The organism is Flavobacterium sp. GNP011, assembly GCF_056428925.1.
In genome coordinates, this window is sequence record NZ_JBWJVJ010000004.1 from 169,191 (window position 1) to 184,700 (window position 15,510).

Below are 15,510 nucleotides of genomic sequence, written 5' to 3' on the forward strand. Positions count from 1 at the left end.
ATTTATATTCTAACTGGAATACCAATACTTTTAATTTCATTTTTTATATCCAAAGGCGTAAACTGCGTAAAATGAAATATGCTGGCAGAACCCACCGCTTGAACTTTTGTTTGAGAGAATAACTCATTATAGTGTTCCATCAACCCTCCACCACCAACTGCAATAATAGGAATATTGGTCAATTCTGTAACACGATTGATTAAATTAATATCAAAACCATCCATCAATCCATCATTATCAACGCTCGTAACAACAAACTCTCCTACTTTACAAGAAATCATTCTGTTTACAAAATCTTCTAAAGAGATTTCAACATTTAACTTATTAAAAATCTTATATCCTTCAGGAGTAGCATAAGCATCAATGGAAATAGAAATGCATTGACTTCCAAAAAAAGCTACAGCTTCCTCGATGAATTTTTTATCCAATAAAGCTTTAGTTTTTATTACAACTTTATCTGCCCCAATTTTCAGCAAATTGTTTATGTCCTCAATAGTTTCTATACCCCCACCAATAGCCACAGGCATATAACATTCTTTTATTACATCGGCGACGAGTTTTAAATTGATTTTTCGCTTTTGTGAACTTGCAAAAATATCTACAAAAACTAATTCATCAACACCGCGACTGTTATAAACTCTAGCCGATTGAACAGGATTACCAACCATTCTGGGGTTAGAAAATTTTTTAGTTTTAACTAATCCAAAACCATTAAAGGTCAATATAGGTATTATTCGTACTTTAAGCATGTATTTCGAAAAAAGTTTTTAAAAGTGATAATCCTGCATTTTGACTTTTCTCAGGATGAAATTGTGTAGCAAAAATATTATCTTTCTGAATACTGGCAACCACATCAAAACCATAATTTACAGTTGTAGCAATATCTTCCTTGTTTTCGGGAACTACATGATAACTATGAATAAAGTAAAAATCATCTGTTTGGCAATCTTTATAATAAGTGTCATTCAAAACCTGAATATTATTCCAACCCATGTGAGGAATATTCAAATCTTGCAATTCAAATTTAACAACACTTCCTTTTACCCAACCTAGACCTTTACATTCAAAAGGTTCCATACCTTTTTCCATAATCAGCTGCATTCCTAAACAGATTCCTATGAAATTTTTCTTTTTCACAACAACCTCATTGGTAAGTAATTCAACTAATCCTCTATCGTTTAGATTTTTCATTCCTTGAGCAAAAGACCCAACGCCAGGTAATAAGATAGTCTTAGCCTCTTTAATTAGCTTATGGTCATCAGTAATAACACTCTCAATTTTTAAAAAATTCAAAGCCTTTTGAACAGAAGCTACATTACCCATTCCATAATCAATTATTGCTATCATTATTTATTCAAAATCAAAGTTTCTAATTAGATTTCCTTGGTTATCCTTAATGAAATTACCTATTTCGTCTTGAGCAAATAAAACAGGATTTGTGAAAGAGTCTAAAATCGAATCTATTTCCTCTTTGGTGATACCTGAGTATTTCACAAATTCATTAACACCATAATGAGGATACTTGCCATCATATTGTTTAACTAGTTTCAAGCCTTCTTCCCTTGTCAATCTATTATTTCTCACATCAATGCATGCATGATCTGTTGCACGACCAAAACCATATTTAACATATTTTAAATAATCATGTAAACCGTGCATTTTTTCGTCCAGATTCTCATAATTTGTATAAGTTCCTTCAACAGGTCCATCTTCTTTTACAGCAAAACCGTGTTTTTTTACAATTTCTAATTGCTTTTGAGCATCCCAAAAGAAATAGTGACCTAAAAATAATCCTACAACACCAACTCTATTAATATCTTCATCTGATGGGTAAAAATAAGGTGTTAAATCTTTTTCGGTTAAGCCATCAACCCCAACCATATCTTGTATTCTATTCCCTAATAAGCCACCAAACTCTTCTAACCATTTCCTGTTTAAATGTTTGTTTTCTATAGATTCTACTGGACCACCATACTCTTGTTGCGGATTTTCTCCCCAAATAACTAACGGGATATTAAATTTAACAGCTATATGAATTGGAATAGTAAAAATACCTAAATGATTTGGCCACATCTCGTCACCAACTCTTTTAAATCCTTCAACCACCATACTTTTATAAGCTTTGTAATTCTTTTTAAAATAAATTAGATCAATACCCATTTTTGAAATATTGTCTAAATTTGCTTGACCTACTTCCGTAAGATTTGTTGTTTCGAAACAAACGCACAAAGGATTTAGTCCACAAACTTCTTTCATAAAATAGGCTTGGTACGTACTGTCTTTACCTCCACTTACTGGAATTAAACAATCGTAACCAATTTCATTAGGTCCTTTTTTATATTTATCAATAATCGTATTAAAATCAATTTCTCGTTGTTTCCAATCAATTGAATTATCTTTTTGGTCAGCCGCAATACATGCAGAACAAACACCTTCTTCATTAAAAAACAAATCTGGTTTAGTCTCTGGAAATAAACATTTGGAACAATAATGAATTTTCATAATTTATTTTTTAAAATATTCTTCAATTTTATCAATAACAAACTTTTGTTCTTCAACGGTCAAAGTTGGATACATAGGCAAACTCAAACAATTTTTATAATACTGCTCGGCAATAGGCATGTCACCTTCTTTCCAACCAAATTGCTTATAATAAGGCATTAAGTGGCAAGGAATATAGTGAATTTGAGCGAAGATTTTGTTTTCTCTTAAATAATTATACAATCCCAAACGATCATGAACTTCAATTACATAAAGATGGTAGGCATGTCCTTCTACAACACCCGATTGCCCTTTTATAAAAGATTTCGTTTTAAAAGCTTTTTCATAAGTAACCGCTATGTCTCTTCTTTTTACAATACCCTCATCTGCCCTTTGCAATTGACTAATCCCTAAAGCTGCTTGAAAATCAGTTAGTCTATAATTGAATCCGAGGGTTTGCATTTCCATATACCACGCTGGATAACTAGTATCCTCATCGTCAATTCCATTCGCAAAAGACATTGTATTGGTATACTCTGATTCATTTTTAGTAATTCCGTGTGTGCGTAAAGCAAGTAGTTTTTTGTATAAAACTTCATCATTTGTTGTAATCATCCCTCCTTCACCACAAGCGATATGCTTTACGGGGTGAAAAGAAAAAATAGCTAAATTGGCAAAATTACTATTTCCGCAATTTTGATTTTTATTACTAGTATCCTTAAAAAAGCCACCTGGAGCATGGCAAGCATCTTCTATAATCCACAGCCCATATTGGTCAGCAAGCTTTCTATAAGCCTCTAAATCAACTGATCTACCAGCAAAATCCACTGGTATAATTCCTTTATAAGTTCCTTTGGGAGAGGCTTCTAGCAAAATTCGTACCCTTTCAATATCCAAAAGATAAGTACTTGAATCAATATCCGAGAAAATAACTTCCCCCCCACAATAGCGTACACAATTAGCCGAAGCAGCAAAAGTAATAGGGGACGTAATAACCTTATCACCCTCTTTTACATCTAATGCCAATGCACACAAATGCAAAGCAGCAGTTCCATTGGAAACGGCAACTGCATATGTACTTCCCACATATTCTGCAAAAGCTTTTTCGAACTCCAAAATTTTAGGTCCTTGTGTCAAGTAATCAGACTGTAATGCTTCAATAACAACATTAATATCTTCTTGTGTAACATTTTGACGACCGTAAGGTATTATTTTATCAATCATTATTAAAAATTTGAATCCACATGTTCTTTAATCAGTTCTCTCAAACCACCAACAGTTTCCCATTCACTGTTAGTTCCTGAATTGTAATTAAATCCATCAGGTACTTTTACAGCATTAAATGAAGTAATAAAATCATTAAGATCAAAATGGGGTACTGAAGGCAATATAGTATAATATTTACCCAAATCATATGTATTATAGGAATCCGATGAAGTAATCATTTCTTCATGAATTTTTTCACCAGGTCTAATTCCTATAATATCTAAAGTACATTCAGGAGCGACTGCTTCTGCAACGTCAGTGATTTTGTAAGAAGGTATTTTTGGTATGAATATTTCCCCACCCCAAGCATGTTCCATTGCGTGCATAACCATATCAACACCACCTTGTAAAGAAATATTAAAACGAGTCATAGTCGCATCAGTTATAGGCAACTTTCCCTCTACTCTTTTTTTCATAAAAAATGGAATTACAGAACCATTCGACCCCATTACGTTACCGTATCGTACTACTGAAAATTTAATCGGATTAGTTCCTTTAATATTATTAGCAGCTACAAACAATTTATCCGAAGTTAATTTAGTCGCACCGTATAAATTTATTGGGGCACAAGCTTTATCCGTTGACAAAGCCACTACATTACTTACACTCGTTTGCAAAGCAGCATGAATCACATTTTGCGCTCCTCCAATGTTGGTTTTAATACATTCATCTGGATTGTACTCGGCTAAATGTACGTGCTTCATTGCCGCTGCATGTATAACAACATCTACGCCTTGAAAAGCTCGCACCAATCGTTGCTCATCTCTTACATCTCCTAATAAAAAACGAATTTGCGGATATTTATCTATAGGAAATTCCTGAGCCATTTGAAACTGTTTTTGTTCATCTCTTGAAAGTATGATCAGTTTTTTTATGTTAGAATACTTTTCTAAAATATGCACAGTTAGTGCTTTTCCCAAAGAACCTGTTCCTCCTGTTATTAAAATTGTTTTATTATTTAACATATTTTATTTTTTATTGAATTGACAATATTTTATTAAATTTTATAGTTTAATTATAAATTTTTTACTTTGCTACCCAAAAAAAAATTAACGTAGCACATCTCTCTTCTTTATTATATTTTTTAAAAATTAGTGTCTTGAGAATTATTAAATAATCAGGATAGGTCTTTGATTTAAACTATTCAACCCATATAACCCCAAGTTTTCATTTGCTCTTCAATATCTCTAAATCACTTGCAACCATCTCTTTTACCATAGAGGCTAAATCATAGTGTGGATGCCAACCCAACTTTGTCTTGGATTTTGTAGGATCTCCAATTAGCAAATCTACTTCAGTAGGACGATAGTATTCTGGATCTACTCTCACCACAACGGTGCCGCATTCTACTTGATAATTCGGATTATTGCAAGCTATTACCTTAGCAATTTCATTTTCATTTTTTCCCTCAAAAGCTAACGTAATACCCACCTCAGCAAACGCCATCGCAACGAAATCTCTAATGTAGGTAGTAACACCTGTTGCAATTATAAAATCTTCTGCTACATCTTGTTGCAGGATTCGCCACATCGCCTCCACATAATCTTTGGCATGTCCCCAGTCTCTCTGCGAGTTTAAGTTTCCTAAATACAAACAATCTTGTTTTCCTAATGCAATAGCAGCGGTTGCCATGGTAATTTTTCGGGTAACAAAGGTTTCTCCGCGACGCGGAGACTCATGATTAAAAAGAATACCGTTACAGGCAAACATATTATAGGCTTCTCGGTAGTTCTTTGTAATCCAAAAACCATATATTTTAGCAGCACCATACGGAGAACGGGGATAAAAAGGGGATTGTTCATCATAAAAGCCTTCTGCATTTTTATTTTCGGCTAAACCACCATATAATTCTGATGTTGAAGCTTGATACACTCTTGTTTTTTGGGTTAATCCTAAAATACGAACTGCCTCTAATATCCTCAAAGTCCCTATTCCATCCACATTAGCTACATATTCAGGAGAGTCAAAAGATACTTTTACGTGACTCATGGCCCCAAGATTATATATCTCGTCAGGCTGTACTTCCTGTATAATTCGGATAATATTTGTAGAATCGGTTAAGTCACCGTAATGCAATTTAAAATTAACATGAATTTCATGTTGATCTTGATAAATGTGATCAATTCTTTGTGTATTAAAAGAAGAAGCTCGGCGTTTTACACCATGAACCATATATCCTTTCTCTAATAATAATTCCGCTAAATAAGAACCATCTTGACCTGTAATTCCAGTAATTAAAGCTGTTTTCATCATCTAATTGTTTGCTATTTTGTTAACTACATCTAAGTTCATGCACCATCAAATCTTAGCGTATTTAATTTCATTTTATAATTTTACTTCTTTATAAGAATTCATATTCTTTAAAAACCAATTATAGGTTTTCTCGATTCCTTCTTCCAACTGAACTTGATGTTTCCATCCCAGTTCATGCATCCTAGAGACATCCATCAATTTTCTGGGAGTCCCATCTGGCTTAGTACTATCCCAAATGATATCTCCTTGATGTCCAATTATTTTTTGGATTACTTCAGCCAAATGTTTTATTGTCAAATCTTCTCCAGTTCCCACGTTATACAAATATTCAGGCAGTTTATTTTCTAATGCAAAAACAACTGCTGCTGCCATATCATCTACAAAAAGAAACTCTCTCATGGGTGTTCCACTTCCCCATAAGGTTACCGCAGCATTATCGTTATTTTTGGCCTCATGAAATTTTCTAATCATTGCGGGTAGAACATGAGAAGAGTTTAAATCAAAATTATCATGAGTTCCGTACAAATTAGTGGGCATTAAACTAACAAAATCTTTATTAAACTGGTTTCGTATTGCTTGACAAGCTTTTACCCCAGTAATTTTTGCAATGGCATACCACTCATTGGTAGGTTCCAAAGAACCTGTCAGTAAATAATCCTCCTTTAAAGGCTGAGAAGCCAGTTTAGGATAGATACAAGAACTTCCTAAAAATATAAACTTTTCAACACCAGATTGGTGGGCTGCATCTATTAAATTATTTTGAATTTGCATGTTCTCCATCAGAAATTGATACGGAAAATTATTGTTTGCTAATATACCTCCTACCTTTGCAGCTGCATCGATAATTACAGTAGGTTGTTCATTGTTGATATAATCTTGCACCGTCTTTTGATTCCTCAAATCCAATTCCTTACTAGATGATCCAATTAAATTAGTGTATCCATTAGCTACTAATTTTCGCCAAATAGCACTTCCTACCATGCCGTTATGACCTGCTATGTATATTTTTGTATTTTTATTCATTTTAAACGATACTAACTTTTTATCCTTAAATCTTATATTAAAATATTCTTATGCACCAATCGCAATAAATACTGACCGTACTCATTTTTACTTAAAGGTGTCGCTTGCTCTAGTAATTTTTCTTTCGAAATATAACCTTTTTCAAAAGCAATTTCTTCTAAACAAGCAACTTTAAGACCTTGTCTTTTTTCTATCGTTTGTATAAAATTACTTGCCTCTAGTAGAGATTCATGAGTACCGGTGTCTAACCAGGCATAACCGCGACCCATCAACTCAACCTTTAAGTCTTGTGACGCGAGATACTCTTGATTGACGGTAGTAATTTCCAGCTCCCCTCTTGCACTCGGTTTTATACTTTTGGCTATATCAACCACAGAATTAGGATAAAAATACAATCCGACTACAGCATAATTACTCTTAGGTTTTACTGGTTTTTCTTCTATACTAACTACGGTACTAGTGGAATCAAATTCTGCAACCCCATACCGCTCTGGATCTTGTACATAATATCCAAAAACAGTGGCTTTGTTATGAATGGTGACATTAGAAACAGCTGTTTGCAATAAAGTAGTTAACCCTTGACCATAAAAAATATTGTCCCCTAATATCAAACAAACCGGATCGGTACTGATAAAATCGGCTCCAATAATAAAAGCTTGTGCCAATCCGTCAGGACTAGGCTGTTCCGCATACTGAATGGAAATCCCAAAATCACTTCCATCTCCCAAGAGGTTTTGAAAATGAGGCAAATCATGAGGGGTGGAAATCAACAACACTTCAGTAATCCCCGCCAACATCAATACCGACAATGGATAATACACCATCGGTTTGTCGTAGATAGGCATTAATTGCTTGGATATTGACTTAGTAAGGGGATACAATCGGGTTCCGGACCCGCCTGCTAGTATAATTCCTTTCATGTTTTTTTGTTTTAAATAACTTTTACTTGATGTATCGCTCTAAACATTTTTCAAGACTATCTCTATAATAAGGTATAGTAATACCAAATGTACTCTTTATTTTTGAGTTATTTAGTAAAGAGTAAGCAGGTCTTTTTGTAGGTGTTGGGTATTCATGTGATAAAATTCCATAAAGTTCACAATTACTTCCTGCTATTTCTTTTATGGCTGTTGCAAACTCAAACCAACTGATTACTCCCTCGTTAGAATAATGATAGGTTCCCGGTTGCCATTGACACGAATCGATAATATACATTATCACTTCGGCAAGATCTTTGGCATATGTAGGACTCCCTATTTGGTCTTGAACCACATTCAAACGATTGTGCTCCTGCATCAAGCGTAACATGGTTTTAACAAAATTAGCTCCAAATTCAGAGTATACCCAAGAGGTTCTGATAATAATCGTCTCTGGATTGGCGTCTATTGCCGCTAGTTCCCCTTTCAACTTTGATTTACCATATTCGTTTTGCGGATTGGTTGCATCTTCTTCTTTCAAAGGAAATGATGCTGTACCCTCGAATACATAATCTGTGGAAACATGCAAAAATTGCGCCTTATGCTCAAAACTCCATTCTGCCAAAACACCAACAGCAAAGTAGTTGATTACATCGGCTTTTTTAGGCTCTTGTTCCGCTTGGTCAACTGCGGTATAGGCTGCGCAATTGATGATACAATCGGGTTTAATGTCCTGAAGAAATGCCACTATACTTTCTGGCTGCTCTAAGTTTAATTGCGAGCGGTCAGGGAATAAAAATTCATATTGGGGCAAATCCGTCGCCAAAACCTTCAGCTCACTACCCAGTTGCCCTGTACCTCCTGTGATGAGTATCTTTTTCATCTTTTATTCCACATCGTTAAAAGTCCCTAAAATGCGGTCTTTGTCAGACACTATCACATCTTCTGTTTCGACCTGCCAGTTGATGGCTAAAGAGGGATCATCATACTGGATTCCACTTTCACTTTCTTTATTGTAGATTTCATCTACTTTATAAGAGACTGTAGCATTCGCACTTAAGACCGAAAAGCCATGTGCAAATCCCTTAGGAACTAGGACTTGTTTTTTATTTTCAGCTGACAATTGGATGCTAAAATGCTGTCCGTAGGTTGTTGAATCCTTTCTAAGGTCTACAGCCACATCTAAAATCTCGCCTTGTAATACCCGAACCAACTTGGCTTGCGCGTAAGGTGCTTTTTGAAAGTGTAGTCCCCGGATTACACCTTTTTTGGAAAACGATTGATTATCTTGTATGAACGTATATGACAACTCATTCTTCGCAAATGAAGATTCACTGTACGATTCAAAAAAACAACCTCTTTCGTCCTCAAAAATAATGGGAGTCAATACTAGAAGGTCTTTAATGTATGTAGTTTCGACTTTCATTATTCAGTTCAAATACAATAATTGCCATTGATGCAATTAGTTTTCTTTTTATGTTTTTCTAAATCAGTTTAGTTTTGATAATAAAATACTCCACAATTACAAAAAGTGGAGTAAAGCGTTTATATTGTAATAAAAAGGCATCTAAGACTTACTTAAGCTTTCAAAAAACTATTGTTCGTATTGTTTTTGATAATAAGTAGCATAATTGCCCGAAGTCACATTTTTCAGCCATTCTTCATTGGACAGATACCAATCAATTGTACGCTCTAATCCTTGTTCAAAAGTTACAGAAGGTTTCCACCCAAGTTCCGCATTTATTTTAGAGGCATCTATAGCATAACGCAAATCATGACCGGGACGGTCTTTTACGAATGTAATCAGCTTTTCAGAAGTACCAGCTGGTCGATCTAATTTATGGTCCATTTGTTGACAGAGCAGTTTCACTAAATCGATGTTTTTCCATTCGTTAAAACCGCCTATGTTATAGGTTTCATGATTTTTACCTTCGTGAAAAACCAAATCGATTGCTACCGCATGATCTTCAACAAAAAGCCAATCACGGGTGTAATTACCATCTCCATATACGGGCAACGCTTTGTTGTTGATGATGTTGTTAATAAACAACGGAATCAATTTTTCAGGAAAATGGAACGAACCGTAGTTGTTCGAACAATTGGTTAAGACGTAGGGCAATCCGTAGGTTTCACCATACGCACGCACAAAATGATCGGAACTTGCTTTTGAGGCCGAGTAGGGTGAATTAGGATCATAGGCCGTATTCTCTGTGAACAAGCCCGTTGCCCCTAAGGAACCGTATACCTCATCGGTACTAATGTGGTAGAAACGCTTGCCTTCACTGTTGTTCTTCCACAATTCCTTACAAGCATTTAAGAGATTCATAGTTCCAATTACATTGGTTTTCACAAAGGCCAAAGGGTCTTTAATAGAACGGTCCACATGAGATTCAGCTGCCAAATGAACTACTGCATCAAATTGATACTGTCGAAACAAATTATCCACAAAAATAGCATCTACAATATCCCCTTTTATAAAGTTATAATTGGGATGGTTTTCAATATCTTTGATATTTTCAAGATTCCCAGCATACGTCAAAGCATCTAGATTTACGATGGTATATTTTGGATATTTAGTCACAAAACGGCGTACCACATGCGATCCTATAAATCCTGCTCCTCCTGTAATTAGTATTTTCATAACGCAATAAATATAATATTACTTTGTATCATACAATTTGATTGTATGAAGATTTGTTCATTCTTGTTTTAATTTATAAAAACTTAAGTTCGTTTTTAACACGCTGCTTACTTTCCAATAAAAAAACTAATAAATACTCCAAAACGCAACTAGTAAACATGGCTTCGCCATTGCAAGTCCCAATTGAGATTGCTTTTGCACTAGTTGCGGCAAATTTATAGTAAATTATCCAACAAAGTGACGATTAAAACGTAAAATTAAACTTAGCAACACAAATTTAACGCTACAAATTTCAATGTTTTTTCTTGTATATTTTAAATAAATTTTTATCAAAGGACGATTTTACTTCAAAATCACCTCTAAAAAAACAGCAGACCTCCTTAAAAAAAATCAAATAGCACCAAAGTTAAACGTAAGAGGTCAAAGGGACTAAGACACTAAGGTTCTGAGTTAAATTTCTAAATAGTTTGCCATTAGTAATTAGCTTACAGTTTTAAAAAACACTCCTCCAAAAACGAATTCGAAAAAACGCCCTTAAATTAAAAACGTCAAAAAAAAACGAAAAAACGCAGTGGCAGCAGTCCGCGAGATGAGGCTAAAAGCCGAACGGCTCGGGCTGCGGAGCGACGATTTGAGGTAGTTTTTGAGCTTTTAATTTTCAGGCTTGAAATCGAAGATTCATGAATACAAAAAAATCAATATTAACCCGTGAATAATTTTTGTTTCTTTTGAAATGTCAATTCACGAACACCAATAAATTAATAACTCGTGAGTAATCAAGACAAAATCGAAAAAAAAAAAAAAAATCGTCTACTAAAATGAAAAATATGTGGAGATGCTTCATACCTCAGCATGACAAAATAAAAGGTCGAGGGGACTAAAACACTAAGGTTCTAAGGCACTAAGGTTCTGTCAAAAACGAATTCGAAAAAACGCCCTTAAATTAAAAACGTAAAAAACAACGAAAAAACGCAGTGGCAGCAGTCCGCGAGATAAGGCTGAAAGCCGAACGGCTCGGGCTGCGGAACGAAGTTTTAAAGGTAGTTTTTTACGTTTTTAATTTTCAGGCTTGATCTTTTGTTTCTTTTGTATGAAGGCAAAAGAAAAGAACAAACTTAAAAATATAAATTTCCTAATTAAATCAAAGTACTTGAAAAAAACCTTATTTCTTCTCTACTTTAAGCACACAACCCAACGATTCCAACACCAGCAAATAATGGTTTTGTTTGACTTCTTGAACAATTGCCTCTTGATCTATAAATGGCCCTGACTCTAAAATAACTTTGTCCCCTTTTCTCCACGTATCAATGACAACATCAAATGTATCTGGGGCTGCAAGCCAGTTTTGAATCGTTTCAATCTCTTTGTCTCTAACAATTGCAGGTTTCCCTAACCAGAACAAGTAGCGCACTACACCTGGAACGTCAAAAACACTATTTCGTTCTTTGTCCGCTATTTGCACAAAAATATAGGAATTGAACAAAGGGAACTGTACCTTCTTTTTTCGATCAGACCATTGGGTAATTTTGGTAATTATTGGACAATAGGCATTGATTCCCATTTCCGTCAAACGTTCAGCTACTTTTTTTTCCGATTTTGGTTTGGTATACAGTACATACCAATTCATCATTGTGTTCATTTTCATTGTTCAATTCTATAATTGACAAATATAATACTCCAATAGCGATAATACATCAGTTGGAGTTGTTTTTTAAGATGAATATACTGAGAGTTTGAACACTTCTTTATACACCTGGGGTTTAAGTAAAAAGTTTTCAGTTTTCAGTATTTAGTTCTTAGTATATAGTTCTTAGTGCAGCGTATTCAGTTTAAAGTTTCAGTTCACAGATCACAGTTTGCAGTTTACAGTTTACAGTTTACCATTTATATATAGAACTACTACAAAAATAAATTCGAAAAACTGCCCTTAAATTAAAAGCGTAAAAAAACAACGATAAAGCTAAGTGGCAGCAGTCCGCGAGTTGAGGACGAAGGACGAACGGCTCGGGCTGCGGAGCGATGCTTTGAGGAAGTTTTTGCGCTTTTGATTTTCAGGCTTGATCTTTTGTTTCTTTTGTATCAATACAAAAGAAAAAAACAAACTTGAAAACGAAATCATCTGCTAAAATGAAGGATATGTGGAGATGCTTCTTTCCTCAGCATGACAAAAGCTCTCCATAACAAAACAACCCGACAATTAAAACAAAAAATTTAATTACTTGATTATTCCATGAAATACATAAAAAAAATGTACCGAAAACAACTTCTTAAAAAAGTCGTTTCGGTACATTCTGATAAAGAGAAAAAAATTACTCTAATAAATCAGAATTGCTTTTTTCTAATTCCGTATAAATATTTTTTACTTCTTGTGAGCTTTCTTTTTGCAAAATCAAATTGGCATTCTCCGTATGTACAAAAATAGCATTCTTCAACCCTACAAATGCAGTGTACACATCCGTCCCAATAACCATATTCCCATTACTATCAACCGCCTGTCCTTTTGAAACCAAATAATCATAAACGGATTCAAAAGACCCTAAATCAGACCATTTGAACTCAGACGAAACCACTTTAATTTTTTTACTGCGTTCCATCACCGCATAATCCACACTAATAGAAGGAATAGCCATTGACAATTCTAAATCCAATTGCCCTTCTTTGTTGGCTTCCCAAACCTGCTTGGATTTATAATATACTTCTGCATTATACAATTTCAACTCTTCTAAAAACACAGCAGCTTTAAAACAAAACATACCACTGTTCCATAAAAAGTTCCCATTCTTGATAAAATCTTTAGCCGACACTTTATTGGGTTTTTCTCTAAACGAAATTACATCGTCACCAGCACGTTCTATATAACCGTATCCGGTTTCAGGTTTAGTAGGAACAATTCCAAATGTAACAATATACCCTTGCGATGCCTTTTCTATGGCTTCATTGATCGATTTTTCATAAGCAGCAGTTCCATCAATAATATGATCTGATGGGGTGACGATTAAAATAGTATCTTGTTCTGAAGCAAATGCGGCAAAAGCAATTGCGGCAGCTGTATTTCTTGGGGTTGCTTCAATAATATCAATATATGAAGTATCTGATTTGTCTAAAACTTTCTTACTTAAATGACAATTATCTGTGTTTCCAACGACCATCACGGTATCTGCCAAAGATCGATTGCGATCTACGGTCATTTCAAACAAAGACTTGCCATCAAACAAATCTAAATATTGTTTGGGTTGGCTTTTTCGTGATAAAGGCCATAGCCTGCTTCCCACTCCTCCCGTAAGAATTACGTGTGTAATTGAACATCCTTTTTTCATAATTACGCTATATTTAATGTGTATTCTTTATTTATTTTTAAAAATCAAACAAAAGGATTTTAAAATCTTTACTAACATCACTACAATAGATTTTTAAATTATCAGCTGTCATAGACGTCCATCCGCTCGCTCTCCTAAAATGCCTTTCACATCATAAAGCAAACTTTTTTCACATTGTAAAGAAGAAAAATCCAGATCTACAAAAACAGTATGTGCCACCCCCAATACCACAGCATCAAAACGTTCTGCTGGCACTGTAGTTGTAGTAGTTAAATTGTATTCTCTTGCTACCTCAACTGGGTTTGCCCATGGATCATAAATTGTGATTTGAATGCCATAATCGGCTAAAGCCTTTATAACATCCACAATCTTAGTATTGCGTACATCAGGACAATTCTCTTTGAAAGTAATGCCCAACATCAATAATCTAGCGCCATTGACAATAACTCCTTTTTTAATCATTAACTTCACCACTTGCGAGGCCACATAATCTCCCATACTGTCATTCAAGCGGCGTCCTGCCAAAATAATTTCAGGATGGTAGCCAAACTCTTGTGCGCGTTGTGCCAAATAATACGGATCAACACCAATGCAATGCCCGCCTACCAATCCGGGTTTAAAAGGTAAGAAATTCCATTTGGTTCCCGCTGCTTCTAGTACTGCTTGGGTATCTATTTGCATCAAGTTGAAAATTTTGGCCAACTCATTTACAAATGCAATGTTGATGTCCCGCTGGGAATTCTCTATCACTTTTGCCGCCTCGGCCACTTTAATGGATGGTGCCAAGTGTGTGCCTGCAGTTATCACCGATTGATACAATTCATTTACTTTCTTACCAATGACAGGAGTCGAACCTGATGTCACTTTCAGAATTTTTTCAACCGTATGCTCTTTGTCGCCTGGATTAATTCGTTCTGGAGAATACCCCGCAAAAAAGTCCACATTGAATTTCAACCCAGACTTTTTTTCCAATACAGGAACACATTCCTCCTCGGTCACACCAGGATATACCGTTGATTCATAAATGACAATATCTCCTTTTTTTAAAACCGAACCTACCGTTTCGCTGGACTTAAACAAAGGCGTTAAATCAGGTCGGTTGTTTTTATCAACTGGAGTCGGCACGGTAATGATAAAATAATTACAATCGGCTATAGCTGCTATATCCGCTGTGCAATACAGTCCGTTTTCATCACTTGGTGCGGTTCGCAAAACCTGTTGCAATGTAGTATCATCTATTTCTAAAGTACTATCAGTGCCCGCAGACAGACTTGCTATACGTGACTGATTGATATCAAAACCTACAACAGAGTACTGGGTAGCAAACAATCTTGCCAAAGGAAGACCGACATACCCCAAACCAATAACCGCTATTTTTATATGTTCGCTCAACTTATTCTTAACTATTTATTATTTAAAAGTACGCTTTTTAGCGTTGCCATACTCGGCTTTATGTTTTTTTAGGGTTGCGCTTTCGCATCATTCATTGCTTTTCCTTTAAGAAAAAACTCAAAAGGCAGTTCCCTTTTATTATTACTTTCGAAAAAAAAGCCTTAAAAAGTATTTCAATTTAGTTTCTTGTACACAAATGTAGCTAAAATAAGGTCTATTT

14 protein-coding genes are annotated in these 15,510 nt (G+C 34.9%); all 14 read right to left on the minus strand.

The window, feature by feature from the left end; all coding sequences use genetic code 11:
* Nucleotides 1–2: 2 nt before the first annotated feature.
* The 14 genes from hisF to AC061E_RS05745 all read right to left on the minus strand — a co-directional run bounded on the left by hisF (nt 3) and on the right by AC061E_RS05745 (nt 15,290).
* Nucleotides 3–749, minus strand: a complete 747-nt coding sequence (hisF, locus tag AC061E_RS05680) for an imidazole glycerol phosphate synthase subunit HisF (RefSeq protein WP_478285402.1) — start codon at nt 747–749, stop codon at nt 3–5.
* Nucleotides 742–1,347, minus strand: coding sequence for an imidazole glycerol phosphate synthase subunit HisH (gene hisH, locus AC061E_RS05685; RefSeq protein ID WP_478285403.1), 606 nt, complete (start codon nt 1,345–1,347; stop codon nt 742–744). Before hisH ends, hisF begins: the two co-directional genes overlap by 8 nt.
* Nucleotides 1,348–1,350: 3 nt before the next feature.
* On the minus strand, nt 1,351–2,502 hold the full coding sequence (locus tag AC061E_RS05690) for an N-acetyl sugar amidotransferase (protein WP_478285404.1): 1,152 nt from the start codon (nt 2,500–2,502) through the stop codon (nt 1,351–1,353).
* Nucleotides 2,503–2,505: 3 nt separating this feature from the next.
* On the minus strand, nt 2,506–3,705 hold the full coding sequence (gene pseC, locus AC061E_RS05695) for a UDP-4-amino-4,6-dideoxy-N-acetyl-beta-L-altrosamine transaminase (protein WP_478285405.1): 1,200 nt from the start codon (nt 3,703–3,705) through the stop codon (nt 2,506–2,508).
* A gap of 2 nt (nt 3,706–3,707) precedes the next feature.
* Nucleotides 3,708–4,712 (minus strand): UDP-N-acetylglucosamine 4,6-dehydratase (inverting), encoded by a 1,005-nt coding sequence (gene pseB, locus AC061E_RS05700; protein ID WP_478285406.1) that lies wholly within the window; start codon nt 4,710–4,712, stop codon nt 3,708–3,710.
* Nucleotides 4,713–4,914: 202 nt separating this feature from the next.
* Entirely contained in the window at nt 4,915–5,997 is a 1,083-nt protein-coding gene (gene gmd / locus AC061E_RS05705; protein WP_478285407.1) for a GDP-mannose 4,6-dehydratase, read from the minus strand.
* 75 nt (nt 5,998–6,072) lie between these two features.
* Nucleotides 6,073–7,023: a GDP-L-fucose synthase family protein gene (locus AC061E_RS05710; protein WP_478285408.1), complete on the minus strand. Its 951-nt coding sequence runs from the start codon at nt 7,021–7,023 to the stop codon at nt 6,073–6,075.
* A gap of 32 nt (nt 7,024–7,055) precedes the next feature.
* Complete coding sequence (rfbA, locus tag AC061E_RS05715; RefSeq protein ID WP_478285409.1) at nt 7,056–7,943, minus strand: glucose-1-phosphate thymidylyltransferase RfbA; 888 nt, start codon at nt 7,941–7,943, stop codon at nt 7,056–7,058.
* A 22-nt stretch (nt 7,944–7,965) separates the two neighbouring features.
* Nucleotides 7,966–8,823: a dTDP-4-dehydrorhamnose reductase gene (gene rfbD, locus AC061E_RS05720; protein ID WP_478285410.1), complete on the minus strand. Its 858-nt coding sequence runs from the start codon at nt 8,821–8,823 to the stop codon at nt 7,966–7,968.
* A 3-nt stretch (nt 8,824–8,826) separates the two neighbouring features.
* Nucleotides 8,827–9,366, minus strand: a complete 540-nt coding sequence (rfbC, locus tag AC061E_RS05725; RefSeq protein WP_478285411.1) for a dTDP-4-dehydrorhamnose 3,5-epimerase — start codon at nt 9,364–9,366, stop codon at nt 8,827–8,829.
* A gap of 168 nt (nt 9,367–9,534) precedes the next feature.
* Nucleotides 9,535–10,581, minus strand: coding sequence for a dTDP-glucose 4,6-dehydratase (rfbB, locus tag AC061E_RS05730; RefSeq protein ID WP_478285412.1), 1,047 nt, complete (start codon nt 10,579–10,581; stop codon nt 9,535–9,537).
* A gap of 1,162 nt (nt 10,582–11,743) precedes the next feature.
* Complete coding sequence (locus tag AC061E_RS05735) at nt 11,744–12,226, minus strand: UpxY family transcription antiterminator (RefSeq protein ID WP_478285413.1); 483 nt, start codon at nt 12,224–12,226, stop codon at nt 11,744–11,746.
* Between the two features lie 664 nt (nt 12,227–12,890).
* A complete protein-coding gene (locus tag AC061E_RS05740) occupies nt 12,891–13,898 on the minus strand; it encodes a mannose-1-phosphate guanylyltransferase (protein ID WP_478285414.1) in 1,008 nt (335 codons plus the stop codon).
* A 108-nt stretch (nt 13,899–14,006) separates the two neighbouring features.
* Entirely contained in the window at nt 14,007–15,290 is a 1,284-nt protein-coding gene (locus AC061E_RS05745; protein WP_478285415.1) for a nucleotide sugar dehydrogenase, read from the minus strand.
* Nucleotides 15,291–15,510 lie beyond the last annotated feature (220 nt).